This is a genomic window from Salinibacillus kushneri, assembly GCF_900111405.1.
GTDB lineage: Bacteria > Bacillota > Bacilli > Bacillales > Alkalibacillaceae > Salinibacillus > Salinibacillus kushneri.
The window spans coordinates 56,232-71,792 of record NZ_FOHJ01000002.1 but is presented as its reverse complement, the minus strand read 5'-3'; the positions used below and the strand labels follow the sequence as shown (position 1 = coordinate 71,792).

18 protein-coding genes are annotated in these 15,561 nt (G+C 35.9%); 6 read left to right on the top strand and 12 right to left on the bottom strand.

Annotation, left to right across the window (positions count from 1 at the left end; translation table 11 throughout):
* Positions 1-51: 51 nt before the first annotated feature.
* Together BMX63_RS02825 and BMX63_RS02820 are read right to left on the bottom strand one after the other, a co-directional pair.
* Positions 52-1,455 (bottom strand): vWA domain-containing protein, encoded by a 1,404-nt coding sequence (locus BMX63_RS02825; protein WP_093131778.1) that lies wholly within the window; start codon positions 1,453-1,455, stop codon positions 52-54.
* Between the two features lie 153 nt (positions 1,456-1,608).
* A complete protein-coding gene (locus BMX63_RS02820; protein ID WP_093131776.1) occupies positions 1,609-2,502 on the bottom strand; it encodes a fructose bisphosphate aldolase in 894 nt (297 codons plus the stop codon).
* Between the two features lie 512 nt (positions 2,503-3,014).
* Between BMX63_RS02820 and BMX63_RS02815 the strand changes: the two genes are divergently transcribed.
* Positions 3,015-3,815 carry an SDR family NAD(P)-dependent oxidoreductase gene (locus tag BMX63_RS02815; RefSeq protein WP_220083811.1) on the top strand — a complete coding sequence of 267 codons (801 nt, stop codon included), beginning with the start codon at positions 3,015-3,017 and terminating at the stop codon, positions 3,813-3,815.
* 81 nt (positions 3,816-3,896) lie between these two features.
* Positions 3,897-4,739 carry an aldo/keto reductase gene (locus tag BMX63_RS02810; RefSeq protein ID WP_093131772.1) on the top strand — a complete coding sequence of 281 codons (843 nt, stop codon included), beginning with the start codon at positions 3,897-3,899 and terminating at the stop codon, positions 4,737-4,739.
* Between the two features lie 119 nt (positions 4,740-4,858).
* On the opposite strand, the gene BMX63_RS02805 is transcribed toward BMX63_RS02810, so the two are convergent.
* From BMX63_RS02805 to BMX63_RS02785, 5 genes are all read right to left on the bottom strand, one after another.
* A complete protein-coding gene (locus tag BMX63_RS02805; protein ID WP_093131770.1) occupies positions 4,859-5,494 on the bottom strand; it encodes a FusB/FusC family EF-G-binding protein in 636 nt (211 codons plus the stop codon).
* Between the two features lie 162 nt (positions 5,495-5,656).
* Positions 5,657-5,920, bottom strand: a complete 264-nt coding sequence (locus BMX63_RS02800; protein ID WP_093131768.1) for a CD3324 family protein — start codon at positions 5,918-5,920, stop codon at positions 5,657-5,659.
* Between the two features lie 263 nt (positions 5,921-6,183).
* On the bottom strand, positions 6,184-7,137 hold the full coding sequence (locus tag BMX63_RS02795; protein WP_093131766.1) for a permease prefix domain 1-containing protein: 954 nt from the start codon (positions 7,135-7,137) through the stop codon (positions 6,184-6,186).
* Positions 7,138-7,141: 4 nt separating this feature from the next.
* Positions 7,142-7,468: a PadR family transcriptional regulator gene (locus tag BMX63_RS02790; RefSeq protein ID WP_093131764.1), complete on the bottom strand. Its 327-nt coding sequence runs from the start codon at positions 7,466-7,468 to the stop codon at positions 7,142-7,144.
* Between the two features lie 268 nt (positions 7,469-7,736).
* Positions 7,737-8,723 (bottom strand): aldo/keto reductase, encoded by a 987-nt coding sequence (locus BMX63_RS02785; protein ID WP_093131762.1) that lies wholly within the window; start codon positions 8,721-8,723, stop codon positions 7,737-7,739.
* A 279-nt stretch (positions 8,724-9,002) separates the two neighbouring features.
* On the opposite strand from BMX63_RS02785, the gene BMX63_RS18375 reads away from it, so the two are divergent.
* Both BMX63_RS18375 and BMX63_RS18370 read left to right on the top strand, forming a co-directional pair.
* A complete protein-coding gene (locus BMX63_RS18375) occupies positions 9,003-9,389 on the top strand; it encodes a hypothetical protein (RefSeq protein WP_245732689.1) in 387 nt (128 codons plus the stop codon).
* 47 nt (positions 9,390-9,436) lie between these two features.
* On the top strand, positions 9,437-10,084 hold the full coding sequence (locus BMX63_RS18370) for a mechanosensitive ion channel family protein (RefSeq protein ID WP_245732688.1): 648 nt from the start codon (positions 9,437-9,439) through the stop codon (positions 10,082-10,084).
* A 202-nt stretch (positions 10,085-10,286) separates the two neighbouring features.
* Here BMX63_RS18370 and BMX63_RS02775 read toward each other — a convergent pair whose 3' ends face one another.
* The 4 genes from BMX63_RS02775 to BMX63_RS02760 form a co-directional block, all read right to left on the bottom strand.
* A complete protein-coding gene (locus BMX63_RS02775) occupies positions 10,287-10,973 on the bottom strand; it encodes a response regulator transcription factor (RefSeq protein ID WP_093131760.1) in 687 nt (228 codons plus the stop codon).
* Entirely contained in the window at positions 10,970-12,058 is a 1,089-nt protein-coding gene (locus BMX63_RS02770; protein WP_093131758.1) for a sensor histidine kinase, read from the bottom strand. The genes BMX63_RS02775 and BMX63_RS02770 overlap by 4 nt, the downstream gene beginning before the upstream one ends.
* Positions 12,059-12,140: 82 nt before the next feature.
* A complete protein-coding gene (locus BMX63_RS02765) occupies positions 12,141-12,338 on the bottom strand; it encodes a DUF5957 family protein (protein ID WP_093131756.1) in 198 nt (65 codons plus the stop codon).
* A 1-nt stretch (position 12,339) separates the two neighbouring features.
* A complete protein-coding gene (locus BMX63_RS02760) occupies positions 12,340-12,759 on the bottom strand; it encodes a DUF6220 domain-containing protein (RefSeq protein ID WP_093131754.1) in 420 nt (139 codons plus the stop codon).
* Positions 12,760-13,057: 298 nt separating this feature from the next.
* On the opposite strand from BMX63_RS02760, the gene BMX63_RS02755 reads away from it, so the two are divergent.
* On the top strand, positions 13,058-13,690 hold the full coding sequence (locus BMX63_RS02755) for a LysE family translocator (RefSeq protein ID WP_093131752.1): 633 nt from the start codon (positions 13,058-13,060) through the stop codon (positions 13,688-13,690).
* A gap of 192 nt (positions 13,691-13,882) precedes the next feature.
* Here BMX63_RS02755 and BMX63_RS02750 read toward each other — a convergent pair whose 3' ends face one another.
* Positions 13,883-14,665 carry a CAP domain-containing protein gene (locus BMX63_RS02750; RefSeq protein ID WP_093131750.1) on the bottom strand — a complete coding sequence of 261 codons (783 nt, stop codon included), beginning with the start codon at positions 14,663-14,665 and terminating at the stop codon, positions 13,883-13,885.
* Between the two features lie 434 nt (positions 14,666-15,099).
* Between BMX63_RS02750 and BMX63_RS18805 the strand changes: the two genes are divergently transcribed.
* A complete protein-coding gene (locus BMX63_RS18805; protein ID WP_105980607.1) occupies positions 15,100-15,144 on the top strand; it encodes an erythromycin resistance leader peptide in 45 nt (14 codons plus the stop codon).
* Positions 15,145-15,561 lie beyond the last annotated feature (417 nt).

Here is a 15,561-nt window from a genome sequence, read left to right as displayed (position 1 = left end):
TCCCTACTTGAATTCTTTTCTTTAATTGATTAGAGTGCACCACCCCCAATATTACCATATATCGCCCCGCTCATCTTTTCTTCGTTCCATTTCTTCCTTCCATTCATTTACGCGCTTCTTAATTTCATCAGCAATAGCATCAATCTCATCAATTTTTTCTGACCTTAACTCCTGAAGCTCATCAATACGAATGTTATAGTTTTCCGATAGTAGATTTTTCAGCTCTTCTGTTACTTCATCAGTGATTAATTCTTCTTCCCTTAAGATGGAAATAGCTTGATCATATCGCTCATCTTCCTTTTTAACTAATGTTTTAATTTTGTCGTGTTCAACATCGTATTTATCATATTCATCTAAAATCTCCCAAGGGCCTGGTGCCTTTGTATGAGCCCATGCCAAATCCACCCGGGACGGCAGCCACTCATAATCAATGGTATCTTTTAATTCGTCTGCATCATCGGCTGAATAAAATTCACCATTACCTGCTTCAGAAACATTGGCTAATTGTTCTTCTGCATCCTCATCCACATTAAACCCAATAATATTGACTTGACGATGGTTATTATCATCTACAAAAGATTCTGCTGATTTCACAGGGTTCCCATCACAGGTCTCTACTCCATCACTCACAATATATAAAGTGATTTCACCATCCAGTTCCTTACTCATTTCTGCTGCTTTATCTATAGCTCCAGCTAAAGGTGTCCATCCTTTACTTTCAAATTCATTTAGCGATGCTTCAAAGTCTTTCTTATCATATGGACCCATAGGATAGATTTCTTCTATTCCTTTACAGGACAATTTTTTATCGGATTCAGCCTCAGAACCTTTATGTCCATAAACAATTAAAGAGACATCTTCTTTCTGACCTATCACATCGGCAAATTCCTGAACGGCCTCTTTAGCAATATCCATCTTCACTTTTCCATCAACCGTTAACAGCATACTAGAGCTGGCATCAAGTAAAAGCATAGCCTTCCCTGAACCAGACTCCCCTTCCACCTCACCTTCTACTTGTTTTGCATCAGGTAAATCCGGTTCAGGAAAATTCGGTTGAAAGGCCTCAGCAGTTTCTATGGCCGTGGTGTAATTTGGCGTACCAAGCAAGTGCACTATAGCTTGTTCTAATTCTACTGGATCTGTCGTTTCATTCGTTATGGTTTGTAAATGCTCGGTTAGTTCTTGTTTATTTTCATTTATGAAGTCCTCGTTATCCATATCAAGCTCCTGCTCTAAGGATATGTCATCGATCAAAATGCCCCCCGTTTGATTCTTCATGCCATCTCTGGAAGAATCCACTGCGGAGAAATTAGCTACAGTGAGTTTTTCTTCATTTTCATCTTCCACAGCCTCTTCCTGACTCTGTTGTTCCTCGTCATCTTTTGGAGTATTATCGTTGCTGCAGGCTGACAAACTAAAAAGCATACAAAATAATAGCACAGTAAACTTTTTCAACTCCCACACACTCCCCTAATGGGAAGGTGCCTGTCACTACCCGAAAAATGTCGAAACGCAAAAACACCTCACAAATGCTGATCCAACAACATTTGTGAGGTGTTTTTTCTGCTTTTCATTTTCCATTTTCACAACTGGAATACCCAGTTTTACTTAGTTCTTGTTTACAGATGCGTCATAAATGGAATCAACTGCTTCTTTTAATGTTGTATTAAATTCCTCATCAGTCTGATTCACATTTAAGTCGGCACTTAAAGCTCTGGAGAAGCTTGCAATTAGTCCTTCGTTATCTTTTAGTTTTTCGTTTGCTTCTTCTCTGGAATAACCACCAGATAATGCAACTACGCGGACTACTTGTGGATGCTCGATAAGCTCTTTATAGTGATTAGCATTTGTTGGAATGGAAAGCTTCAACATCACTAGTTCATTCTCGTTTAATTGATCAAGGTGTTTTTTAATTTCCTGCTTTAATATTTCTTCAGATTGTGCTTTATCGGAACTATTGATATCTACTTCCGGCTCAATGATTGGAACAAGCCCTGCATTAATAATCTTTTTACCGATTTCGAATTGCTGATCCACTACTTCTTTAATTCCTGCTTCGTTTGCTTCTTTAATAACAGAACGCATTTTTGTTCCGAAAATACCACGCTGGTTAGCTCTTTCCAATGTTTCGTCAAGATCATGGATTGGTTTCATCTTCTGAACACCATTGGATAAATCAGCTAATCCTTTGTCTACTTTAAGGAATGGTACAATCCCTTTTTCCTCTGCTAAATAAGCTGCAGTATATTTACCTTCGATTTCACGGTCCATGGTTTGCTCAAATAATATGGCACCAAGAATTTTCTCTGAATCAAAGGCTGGAGCAGTAATGATTCGAGTTCTCATTTCATGTACAAGATCAAACATTTCTGCTTCAGTTGAATATTGATCTTCTGTTACACCATATCCTGCAAGGGCTTTTGGTGTACTACCGCCACTCTGGTCAAGGGCTGCAATAAAACCTTTTCCGTTTTTAATCTGTTCTAGGTGTTGTTTCTGCATTTAGCTCACTCCTATATAAAAAATCAGTTCATTATATATTACTGATGAACAGTACTTATCTATTGTAACACTTTTTGGCAAGGGGTGCTCGTCACATATCTAAAAAATTTGTTTCACAAAATTTTCAAAACATAAAGAGTAGAAAGAATGATTATTGCGATAGAGTAAGCAGCATCTTTTAATGAGGGCCCCCACTTTTTAAAAATTTGCCGGCAATAGTAATAGTCTCCAGTTCTTTTCCTCATCATTAAAATTTTTCACGATAACTCCCTTTCCTATTCTTCATGTTAGGAGCTTATAATCATACTTTACCAGAATGTAACGATATAACAAAAATTCAGTACTTTGAAGGTCTTTATACTTTTTAATCGAAACTATAGAAAAAGGGTAGTTTTTCAAAATAAGTTTTAACTAAAAGAATTCTTATGATTGGGTGTCTTTTTCCGGTGGGATTATATTGTAGAAGAAAAGATTATTATTTTACCAATTATAGCTTGAGGAGATGAATAATGATGGATTTAGGATTAGCCAATAAAGTCGCGCTTGTAACTGGTGGGAGTAAAGGCATTGGTAAAGCAATCGCCAAAGCTTTGGCAGATGAAAATGTCAAGGTAGCAATTGCTGCTCGTAGTCAGGAAGAACTGGAACAGACAAAGCACGAAATTGAACAAAATGGGAGTACTGCCCTTTCTATTGTGATGGATATTACAAATGATGACGATGTTAAACAGGGAATTACATCTGTGATTAACCATTTTGGTCAACTAGATATCCTGGTCAATAATGCAGGGATTACTCCGGGTTTTTTCGACTTTGAGGATATTGAAATCGATGATTGGAAAAAGATTTTCGATATCAACGTTTTCGGTATGGTCCGAACAACAAAGACAGCACTTCCTTATTTGAAAGAGTCAGATGCTGGCCGGATTATAAATATTAGCTCTGAGTCAGGAGTTCAGCCTGATGGATTTATGCCCGATTATAATGCTACAAAAGCGGCCATTATTAACATGACGAAAAGCTGGTCTAAGGCATTTGCGAAAGATGGTATTCTTGTTAATACCGTTTCACCAGCGTTCATCCTCACCCCACTATTAGATCAAGCCATGAAACAGGATGCTGATAAACAAGGGATTTCCAAAGAAGAAGCCATTCAACAGTTTCTAAAAGAAAATCGTTCTCATATTGAGGTGAAAAGACCTGGAAATCCTGAAGAAGTAGCTAGTTCTGTAGTATTTCTTGCTTCCAATCAGGCATCTTTTATAAACGGAACCAATTTACGTGTGGATGGTGGATCTGTTGCCAGTCAATAGTTGATCTACCTGAGACTAATCTCTATGTTTTCTTTTTTCACCCAATACAAATCGAAATCCAAATTTTAAAGGAGTGACACGATGAATACTCAAATTCCAGAAGCCAAATTAAATGACGGCAATCTTATCCCTGTTATTGGATTTGGTACTTATAAACTGATTGGGAATGAAGGTGCAATCGCCATTGAAAATGCAATCAACAATGGTTACCGATTAATTGATTCCGCTTATAATTATGAAAATGAAGGAACTGTTGGTGCAGCTATTCGCCGGACTTCGGTTCCCAGGGAAGAATTACGTATTACTTCAAAGCTGCCAGGGCGTTATCACACATACCAGGATGCTTTACATACGATCCAGGAATCCCTCTACCGTGCCAACCTTGATTATTATGACGTATATTTAATTCATTGGCCAAACCCAAAACAGGATCAATATGTAGAGGCCTGGCAAGCATTAATCGACGCTAGAAAGTGGGGATTAATTAGATCCATTGGCGTTTCTAATTTCTTACCCGAACACCTTAACCGATTAGAAGAAGAAACTGGAGTAATGCCAAGTATCAATCAAGTTGAACTACATCCATTTTTTAACCAGGAATCTCAGAGAAAGTGGCATGAAAAACACCATATTATAACGGAATCCTGGAGCCCGTTATTCCGTACCAGTAATGTTTTCAAAAACGAAACAATTAAGGATATTGCCCTTAAACATAATAAGACGATTTCCCAAATTGTTTTGCGTTGGCACTATCAGTTAGGTGCCGTTCCTATTCCGAAATCATCATCTCCAGTTCGTCAGCTTGAAAACATATCTATTTTCGACTTTTCCTTAGATGACAAAGATATGACGACATTAGCCAATTTAACAAGACCAGATGGCCGAATAAACGATCAAGATCCTGCCGTCTATGAGGAATTCTAGTTATTTATTCAATGAATACCCCGGCTACCTTCCATCCTATATCAATCACGGAAGGTAGCTTTTTTATGGTGATGACTTAGCCACCTATCACATTATCTTCAATGTGTAATGAAACTTCTTTAACCGTTAAGCCGTTCGACAAACTCATATAATTTATCCAAAGACATGAGGTTGTGATTACACGTCTTACTATCCTGACAAATATAATTTCCCCTTTTAATAAAGTTTCCTTGAACATTTCCTTTCTTTTTAACTAAAAACATGCCAACGTCTTCATAGCTATTACAAATGGAACAAATTCCTTTTTGGTTAGAAGTTGTAAAGGAGCCCTGTAATCCAATTAATTTTTTATCACGTCGGATGACAATATATTTTTTATTTGCACTATAATCCACCCAGCTAAAATAAGATATTTCCCGCAAATCGATATCCTCTAACGCAGGAATCTTTAACTTCTTAACCTTAGGAAATAATTTCTTAATCCCTTGTTCAGTGACATTAAAAGGGATGACATACGGCTTTAATTGATCTATAAATCTCTCTGCTTTTTCTTTATCATCAATCGATGTAATGGGCTGGAACAATTGTTTTTGTTCTTCATTCATGTTAGGAAATAGAGCTGAAACCCTCTCTATAGCCATTGACTTTATCGTATTTAGTACACTCTCATCTTTAGCCGTTGAATGACCATTTACCAGGTTTTGCACTTGCCCTTTAATATAATTAAACTGATATACTCGAATAAAAGCGTTCATTTTTATCACTCCAAATTTTCCAACTAACACTTACCACCATTCGTTTACAAAATATGCTTCCTGTTTAAAATGTAAAAAACAATTCCCTATTATTCTCTACATACTAAAAACACTGAATATCCTCATATGAGGATATTCAGTGCTTCCTGAGGGTTATCTATTTCACTTTGAATATACAATTTTCTTTATCGTCTCTGATGATAAAAAATATTCCTCAACGAACTCGTCTATTGATACGCCCTTTTTAAAAGAACGTCTGATGGCAGCATTTCTTTCGGCAATCGACTTTCTTGCACCAGAACATGCTCCCCACTTTTGATAGAACTCTTTTGGTTTCGGAATATAAAGGTTTTCTCCTTGAACATATTTCTGAATCTCTTTTAAAAGTTCTTCCGGCAAAACCTCTTTAGCTTTTACATGACTCATCCTAGCCCGCTCCTTATTTTTTATTTTGTTTTTAAAAATAAGGTGCAAAGCCTAATATTAGAATGTCATGTCAAGCGAATGTATAATGGATTCCTCATGCAAAGATTCGCCTATCCAATACTAGGCTTTGCATGAGAAGATACAATATCAGGCACGTTCGATGCCATTTCTATCACCCTTAAAATCATACTTAATCCTATTGTATATTTTTTTCATTCCTATTGCATCCGATCATGATAAAATACCCAAAACCCTTCCAACTTCTATTTTGACTTCAGGATTTTATAGGCGCCACTAAAGGTTGCAAAGAGTAAAGCAGTAATCGGGAATATAATCCAATTAATCCCCCACATTTCAAAAAGGAAACCCGTGATAAGAAAGATACATAAAGCCAAAGGCCATATAATGGAATTTGCAGCAGCAATCACTCTGTTTTGCTCCTTTTCACGCATCGAATATTTCTCAATTTTTACCAGCTTTTTATATCCATCCTTCACCATACCGCTATAGACGATCATATAAACACCAACAGCTACCATTAATAGTAAGAAGACTACCCCATAATCGACACGAAAAGCTGATAAAATAATAAGTGTTAAGGGAGATAAAATGATAAGAGTAACACCTGTGACAATAGATCTTACAAAGGACGAATGAAAAGCCTCATTTTTCTGTTGAATTTTGTGCTGTACAACAGAATCAATTTCTACTCCGTATTCAATATGTTTATACTTTTCAATCTTCAACCCCGCGTAAATAAATAGAATAACGGCTACAGTAATAAACAGAAAGAATGGAATAAGACCGGCGATATTTCCAAATTCTGTAGAGGGGAATGTCACGATGCCCATATCAATTAACTGATAGCTTAAAACAAGTATTGCTGATGCTATAATGGATAAAAAGACACCAAAACCAATCATTTTGGCTGATTTTTTGTTCTCGTCTAAAAAGTCATTGATTTCCTCCTCTGTCATAGACGGTAGTGACTTTTCATCACTTTTCTTTTTAATGTCATATGCCTCCATTAATTCATCAATATTACCAAACTCTGAAATAACAATTCCAATAGCCTCATTTTCGGTTTTTCCACTATTTTTTAGTTCATAGTACTTATCCTCCATATTGGATAAAATCTCTTCTTTCAGCTTTAACATTTCATGAGTATTAGGCAAATTTTTAAACATATTTTCCAAATAATTAATAATGGTTTCCATTCGATTAAACCTCCTTAATGAATCGGTTAATAACTTCTTTCGTTACTTCCCACTCTTGACACTTCTCGTAATAATACTTGATCCCAGCATCGGTGATTCTGTAATACGTACGCCTTTTTCCAAATGTTTGTTCCTGATAATAAGACTTAATATACCTCTTTTTCTCAAGACGATTAAAAGCTGAATAAAGGGTTGTTTCTTTTATAATGTATTTTTCATCTGATAATTGTTTAATTTTTTTTGATATTTCATAGCCGTAGGAATCATTATCTAACAATAGATAAAGAATGATTGTATCATTATAACCACGAATGACATCACTACTAATCAAATAAAATTCTCCTTCCTGTAGTCGATATTTACTACATCTGTCGTACTTTATCTGTCGTAGTAATTTAACTATACCACAAATTACCACGACAGGTAAAGTAATTTTCACTAAAAAGGGCCTGCCCCTTTAAAGGGGACAGGCACCTCTATGAAAAAAAGGACAGGGAATAAATCCTGTCCTATGTTAACAAATCGTGAGGGACATCAGTGGTTTTTCCTCTGTCCCATCATTGTGTTTTACGGCAAAAGAAAGCTGTCTCTCCGCTCCATTATAAGTTAACGGTTCTCATGCCTTCTTCTGTATAACGTTTACCGGCTGCTGCACCCAGCGGTAGTACTTTGTTTATTCTATTAATTTCGTCATCCGTTAATTTTACTTGAAGGGAACCGACATTTTCTTCTAAGTATTTTACTCTTTTGGTACCAGGAATCGGTACGATATCTTCTCCTTGCGCTAATAACCAAGCAAGGGCTAGCTGAGAGGGCTGGCATCCTTTTTCATGTGCGATTTCTTTAATTTTGCTTACAAGATCAAGGTTCTTTTGAAAGTTTTCACCTTGGAAACGCGGTGAATAACGTCTATAATCATCTTCTGCCAAGTCTTCAAATTTCTGAATTTGTCCTGTTAAAAATCCTCTTCCAAGTGGACTATACGGAACAAAACCAATTCCTAGTTCGCGACAAGTAGGTAAAACTTCTTCTTCTACATCACGACTCCACAATGAATATTCCGTTTGCAAAGCAGAAATCGGGTGAACAGCATGTGCTTTTCGGATTGTATCTGGTGCCGCCTCAGACATACCAAGGAAACGCACTTTTCCTTCCTTGACTAAGTCTGACATGGCACCAATGGTTTCTTCAATTGGAACATTTGGGTCGACTCGATGCTGATAATATAAATCAACATGATCAACACCCAACCGTTTCAAACTTGCATCACAAGCCTTCTTCACATAATCAGGATGACCATTTACTCCTAAACTGGTTCCATCCTCAGCTCTTACATTCCCAAATTTTGTTGCAAGCACTACTTGATTACGACGATCTTTTATCGCTTGCCCAACTAATTCTTCATTTTCACCTACACCATACATATCTGCTGTGTCGAGAAAGTTTATTCCTAAATCAAGTGCATAATGGATAGTTTCAATCGATTTTTCGTCATCTCTACCACTGTAAAAATCAGACATTCCCATACAACCTAATCCTAATGCCGTAACTTCTAATCCCTGGTTTCCAAGCTTTCTTTTTTCCATAAACGTCACTCCCTTTCCTAGTTTAAGCGTGTTTTTTAAACCTTTTATCCTCATCTTTCTCTCCAAGTTTATTTTGATACTGAACGTTGAATTTATGTCCATCATAACAGGAAAATAATGGGCATACAATCATTCAAGGTTTCCCCATTCAGTTTTCCCATGCTCCTATATTTTTTCATTTTATATCTTAAAAGTGGGGACTTTCTACCTTGTTTTCTATTGGAAAGTGTTATCGATAAAAGAAGTATGATAATATATTAGCAATACATAAAGTTAAAGGTGATTCTATTGTTCTTCTTATCCTCTACTATTTATAATCTTTTCCTATCAAATTCCGTTTGGATTAGTGAGGTCATCGTTTATGCTGTGGTTCTATGCCTCATCTTTTTGTTACGTTGGATTGTGAATGTAGCGATAAGAAAGTTTAATAATCATGAAGCCCTTCGTTCCATTGTTAATTGGGTAACCATTTACGGTGCTTTGGTATATACCTTGCTCTATTTTTTAGATGCCGACTGGATGACCCGTGAAATCACATCTGTAGGCAAGGTGGAAATTTCTTTTTTTCTTGTCATTGTAGCTATCCTCATCATTTCATTTGCTCACCGCGCATCAAAAGTTATGACAAAATATCTATTACCAAGAGCTTATTCCAGATATCAATAGATCAGGGTATACAATACACCTTTAATCGGATTATCCATTACTGCATTATGATTGTTGCCTTTGTTGTGAGCTTGGCGACCGTCGGGATTGATTTAAGTGCGCTAACTGTATTTGCTGGTGTCGTAGGAGTAGGTATTGGGTTTGGCATGCAAAATATTGCTTCGAATTTTATTTCTGGTATCATTTTGCTTTTTGAGCGACCTATAAAAGTGGGCGATCGTGTAATTGTCAACGACATTTTAGGGTATGTAGAAAAAATTAATATGCGGGCAACCATCATTCGAACGATTGATAATGAACATATCATCGTTCCTAATTCCTATTTTTTAGAGGAACACGTTGTAAATCGTTCCTATAGTGACCCAAACTTAAGACTCCGTATTCCCATCGGTGTTGCATATGGAAGTGATGTGGAAAAGGTACGGGACTTACTTTTACAAGTAGCTCAAGAAGAAGCAGCTGCCTATGAAAATATTTTATCCGATCCAGAGCCCTTTGTTTATTTTTCTGGATTTGGTGATTCCTCCTTAGACTTTGAGTTGTTTATATGGATTGCAAATCCTGATCAGCTCATTATTACTAAAAGTAATATAAATTTTCGTATTAATAATATTCTAAAAGAAAATAATATCGAAATTCCATTTCCTCAAAGAGATTTACACATCAGAAGCATTACAGGTAATGATCAAAATTAGGGGAAAACACCATACTTTTTTGGCAAAGTAAAAGTAATGGACTAGATGTTCATTTCCTATCGATATTCATTCAATATAAACAAAATCACACGCATCTGGAAGCAGCTCCTCCTAAAGGGAAAGCAGATATCCCGGCTTTTGCCGCTTTGATTTAAAAAACGAAGCGAAGCTCTTTATGAACTTCGCTTTTGTCACTCCCATTTTATTTTTTTAACCGATAGCCTACTCCCCATATCGTTTCAATATACTTAGGATTTGAAGGATCTTCCTCTATTTTTTCTCTTATTTTTCTAATATGGACGGTTACGGTTGTAATATCTCCCAGTGAGTCGATTCCCCAAATTCGCTCAAATAACTCCTCTTTCGTAAACACCCGGTCTGGATTTGCAGCGAACAATACTAGTAAATCAAATTCCTTAGCCCGTAACACTCTTTCCTTTCCATTGACATAAAGCCTTCGTGAACTCAGGTCGATGTGCAGTCCTTTAAAACGAATTTCATCTGGTTCACTATTCTTATTGACCAGCCGTTCATACCTGGACAAGTGAGCTTTCACCCTCGCCACAAGTTCACTCGGGTTAAAAGGCTTCTGGATATAATCATCAGCACCACGATCAAACCCTCGTATTTTATCAATGTCTTCTTTTCGCGCTGTTACCATTAAAATCGGAATATCTAGCCTATCCCTCAGTTGTCTGCAAATATTAAATCCATCAACACCAGGCAGCATTAAGTCCAGGATAATAAGGTCATAACCGTTCTCTTCAGCTAACTTTAATCCTTCTTCACCCGTCGTTGTAATGTCACAAGAATAACCATTAACGTCTAAATAATCTCTTTCCAGTTCAGCAATATTCATTTCGTCCTCAACAATTAAAATCTTTTTCATGATGACACCTTCTTTAGTGTAAAGTAGATGCTTGTACCTTGTCCTTGTTCGCTTTCAGCCCAAACTTTTCCGCAATGCTCTTCAATGATTTTTTTTACGATGGCCAGTCCAAGACCACTGCCACCTGTTGAAGAATTTCTTGATGCGTCTGTCCGGTAAAAGCTTTCGAAAATGTGGGGAATATCTTCTTGAGGGATTCCGCTTCCATTATCTTTTATTTCAACCTTCACCTGCTGAGCCTCAGATTTTAAACGGACTCTAATTTTCTTATGCTCTCTTTTCATATATTTCAAGCTATTTTGAACGATATTGGTTACGACTCGCCTTAACTGCTCACGATCTGCTTCTACTATATAGGAATCCTTTGGATCGGCTTGCAAGGCAGCCGTTCCCTCTTCCTTTTCTAATTCAAAATCCAATTCATCAATAAAATCAGCGAAAAAGGAATACAAATCTACTTTTTCAAACGTAAACGGTATTTGTTCGATATCCAATTTGGAATATCGAAATAAATTATCGATAAGGCTTTCCATGTCATTGGCCGTTTTATAAATGATGTCCATATACCGTTCCAGTTTATCTGGAGTATTCGCCACTCCATCCTGAATTCCCTTTACATAACCTTTTATCGATGTTAAAGGTGTTGATAAATCATGAGAAATACTCGCCATTAGCTCCTGGCGATTGCGTTCATACCTTGCCTGATCCGCCTTTGCCTGTTTCAAGCTAATCCTCATTTCTTCAAACGTATTAGAAAGCGCACCAAGCTCATCTTTCCTGTCCGTTGCAACGCTATACTCTAAATTCCCTTCACTAATTTTTCTTGCCGAATGGGATAGTTCTTTGATTGGTTTAATGATGCTTCTGGAGACGTAATACGTTAATAATCCATTTGTCAGAACGACAATGAGTACAATCGAAATAAAACGCAGACTAAAAAATAGTTGTAGATCCGCTCCTTGTGGGTCACCATTAAACATGACAAACATAACGTAACCTAATATCATTTCAACTAATAAAAATCCTACAATCGGAAGCACAATCATCCCTATATTAGACAATAGTAATCGCTTCTTAATGGACATGAGGTTCACCTGCTTCTTCCATCTACTTTAAACAAATTTAATTTAATGTAATCTAATCTTTATGAAAAGTTTAGCACATCCCTTATCTGTTTTTCAGGTTCTTCTGGTCCATAATCGGTACCACAACAGCACAAATCATAGCTGTGAAGTAAGAAAGATATTTAATCCCCATTGGTTCATTAAATATCATCATTCCCAATATTCCGATAAAGCTTGATAATGCAATACCAAGAACAAATCCTCCGATTAAACCGACAAGTATTCCTAAAAAGATTCTCATATTAAGCCTCTCCCTTCTGATTTCTATTGTTGTCGAATGTGAATTTCCATATTTTCCGAACCGTTTTGTATGACAACACGAATAATAGAACACCGAAAACGGGATGCATAGCACCTAGCCATGGTAATGCAGTAGTAATATTTGCGGTGAAATACATAAGGAATATCAGCGTTAACATTCCTAACAATTGCCAGTATGCAAAGCGTGGTAATGCACCAATAAATGCAAAAATAAACATGAAAATCGGAATATTAAATCCAAATAAGTGGACGAATATCATATGCTTCATCCAATTTACCGGACTTATAAAAATCGCCATGCCTGCCAAAAAAATCTGAATAACAACACTTAATGCAAAAAGAATCGCTAATATAAGGTAAACGATTCTTCCTATACGAACTCTTAGATTTATGGTCTCCAAAATATTTTCCTCCTTTGTTTGAACTCTGTATCTAGCATACAAAGGAATTCTAAAATCACCCTTAGGTAATTCTTAAATAAGTCTTAAATATAATGAGAAGGAAGAGGTTTGATATGGAGAATACCAAATGGCGATAGATGAATCAGCATGTCAGGAAGCAAATAGAGGTATGGGAGCACCATATATCAAAATGAATATATGATAAAATGAAAATAAAGAATAATCTATTATGTAACGAATGAGTATTTAGTTTATAAAGCACGATTCGGCTTCAAATCTGAATATTATGGTGATAACTATGGATCAAATGGTGAATTTTGGCGGGTTTTTAGTAGCAGCTATTTTGCTGAATTTAACACCTGGTACAGATACCATGTATATCGTAAGCAGAAGTATCTCACAAGGTAAATTAGCCGGGCTTTTTTCAGCTCTTGGCATTACTGCTGGTGTTGTAGTACATACATTATTAGCTGCTTTTGGACTATCACTTATTTTAGTTCAATCAGCTTTTTTATTTAATGCAATCAAAATTTTAGGAGCCTTGTATCTAGCTTATTTAGGTTTTCAAATGATCATTGCCAAAAAGACAGCAAATGAACTGAAATCATTGCCAAAAACAAATAATAAAAAAATATTTTTACAAGGTATGATAACGAATGTTACGAATCCGAAAGTAGCTTTGTTTTTCTTAGCTTTTCTTCCTCAATTCATTCACACTGATGCTACTGCAAGTCCGATACCTTTTATACTCCTAGGTCTTACTTTTACATTAACCGGAGGAACATGGTCTCTGTTCACAGCCTATTTTTCTTCTTTGATGACTAAAAAACTGAGAGAGAACTCAAAGATTGAATTGCTTTTAAGTAAAATGACCGGAGTAGTTTTTATTATGATGGGAGTAAAATTACTTAATACAAAAGTTTCACAATAATAATTAAATGTATGTAGGGTTTAATTAAAGGGCGTCTTTCCTTCAATACCAGGATACGTAAGTTTCTATGTTGCATCATTAAACCATTCAGAGTTGTCAACAAAAAAAGGACCATACCGAATAGTTTTGACTATTCGGTATGGTCCTTTGTATTTATCGTATAGGTAAGCCAGCCTCTTCAGACGTTAATAATTATTTACCAATGAATTGTTGTGTCCAGTGGTTTCCTTGTTCTACGTATCCAACACCAATATGGGTAAAGTTTTCATTTAAAATATTGGCACGGTGTCCTTCACTGTTCATCCATCCATTCACAACTTCTTCAGGTGTACGCTGACCTTTGGCAATATTCTCGCCTGCCGTACGGTACGTTATTCCATAGCTTTTCATCATATTAAAAGGTGAACCATAATTTGGACTGTTGTGAGAAAAATAATTGTTTTCAGCCATATCTCGTGATTTTTCTCTTGCTACTTTGCTTAATTCCTTATCAATTTTTAATGGAGCTAAACCTTGCTTCTCCCTTTCTTGGTTCGTTAGGTCTACTACTTCCTGTTCAAATTGACTAAGGTTCGATTCTTGTGATTGACTATTTTCTGTTTCTTTAGCTTGTTCTTGAGCCTGTTCTCTTTCCTGTTCGGGCGCTTTTTCCTGTGCTTGCTCCTGCTTCTGTTCTTTAGATGGATCCTTAGCAGATGGCTCTTTTACCGGTTGTTCTTTTTGAGCAGGCTTTTCCCCTTGATCTTGCTTCTGATTGAATTCTTTCCAATTCATATTATAGTTTTCCATTAATTGATTCATAAGTTTATTGATGTTCATTTGTGACTCTTTCATTAAACTACCATTTTCTCCATTTACAAAATAGGAGATATTATGGTTAAACGAATGATTTTGTTCGGCATCAGCTTTATCAAAAGCGGATCCAAAGATAACAGCTGATGATAAGGCAGTGAGCATTGCGATTTTCTTAAACATTGAAAATTCCTCTCCTTTGTTGCCAAATTAACTTACATCAAAATTTTAGCATGATTTTTTTGTAATAATTGAGGGGGGATTTTCCATTTCTATGATTGTTCCTTTTTTATAAACTTCTTCACTATTAAAATTTCCCTTAACTATCTAAATGAATAGAAAAATACTAGATTTATATTATTTGGAAATAAATTCAATAAAATGAAAAAGTTGCAATAAAAATGGTGTTGACAGCATTTATAAACGAGCGTTTTTGTAACAAACTAATTTCAATTGTAATAGATGTAATCGAAATGTCACTTGTTTGCGCTTTGCTTGTTCAGCTACCGAAGTAGACTAATGAAATAAGTGTCCTTTTCCTTTGACTTTTTCAAGAAGTCTCACTAAAATAATAGTAAATAACTGTATTTTTAAAATGTAAGGAGGATTATTAAAAAATGACACACTCTATGAGACTTCGTTTCCCTACTTTGAACCAGTAATTGAATATGGTCAAAGACTCTGTTTGTATATACAGAGTAAATGGGATAAGTCTGTCCTTTTTTAATAGTCCTCATTTTATATAATGGTATCAGTTGAAGAAAGGGGATTTTCTGCCTTTCTTTATTTATATGTAATCTTTATGAGAGACTTATTTGGCGATAGATAACTTCATAACCCACTCGATTAGAAGAGCCCTTTACTCTAAATCACAGACAGACCGTCTGTGATTTTTATTTTTATGTAAATAGATGGAGGGATTTTAAATGCAGATGATCCTTTTTTATTGATACGAGCTTTGGCTTTGATGGTTTGTCTGGGCGATTGTTATCAACACCGCTCTTATCATGATGTAAATGTTGTTTGTGAATAGGAAAAGAGATAGGAGGAGAAAACCATGCAATTTTTATTATTTTATT

Coding starts and splice junctions, on each gene's coding strand:
- BMX63_RS02795 (WP_093131766.1), bottom strand. CDS start 7,137: ATGGAAACCATTATTAATTATTTGGAAAATATGTTTAAAAATTTGCCT.
- BMX63_RS02785 (WP_093131762.1), bottom strand. CDS start 8,723: ATGGAAAAAAGAAAGCTTGGAAACCAGGGATTAGAAGTTACGGCATTA.
- BMX63_RS02815 (WP_220083811.1), top strand. CDS start 3,015: ATGGATTTAGGATTAGCCAATAAAGTCGCGCTTGTAACTGGTGGGAGT.
- BMX63_RS02775 (WP_093131760.1), bottom strand. CDS start 10,973: ATGAAAAAGATTTTAATTGTTGAGGACGAAATGAATATTGCTGAACTG.
- BMX63_RS02800 (WP_093131768.1), bottom strand. CDS start 5,920: ATGAGTCATGTAAAAGCTAAAGAGGTTTTGCCGGAAGAACTTTTAAAA.
- BMX63_RS02755 (WP_093131752.1), top strand. CDS start 13,058: ATGGATCAAATGGTGAATTTTGGCGGGTTTTTAGTAGCAGCTATTTTG.
- BMX63_RS02810 (WP_093131772.1), top strand. CDS start 3,897: ATGAATACTCAAATTCCAGAAGCCAAATTAAATGACGGCAATCTTATC.
- BMX63_RS02805 (WP_093131770.1), bottom strand. CDS start 5,494: ATGAACGCTTTTATTCGAGTATATCAGTTTAATTATATTAAAGGGCAA.
- BMX63_RS02765 (WP_093131756.1), bottom strand. CDS start 12,338: ATGAGAATCTTTTTAGGAATACTTGTCGGTTTAATCGGAGGATTTGTT.
- BMX63_RS02750 (WP_093131750.1), bottom strand. CDS start 14,665: ATGTTTAAGAAAATCGCAATGCTCACTGCCTTATCATCAGCTGTTATC.
- BMX63_RS18370 (WP_245732688.1), top strand. CDS start 9,437: ATGATTGTTGCCTTTGTTGTGAGCTTGGCGACCGTCGGGATTGATTTA.
- BMX63_RS02820 (WP_093131776.1), bottom strand. CDS start 2,502: ATGCAGAAACAACACCTAGAACAGATTAAAAACGGAAAAGGTTTTATT.
- BMX63_RS02770 (WP_093131758.1), bottom strand. CDS start 12,058: ATGTCCATTAAGAAGCGATTACTATTGTCTAATATAGGGATGATTGTG.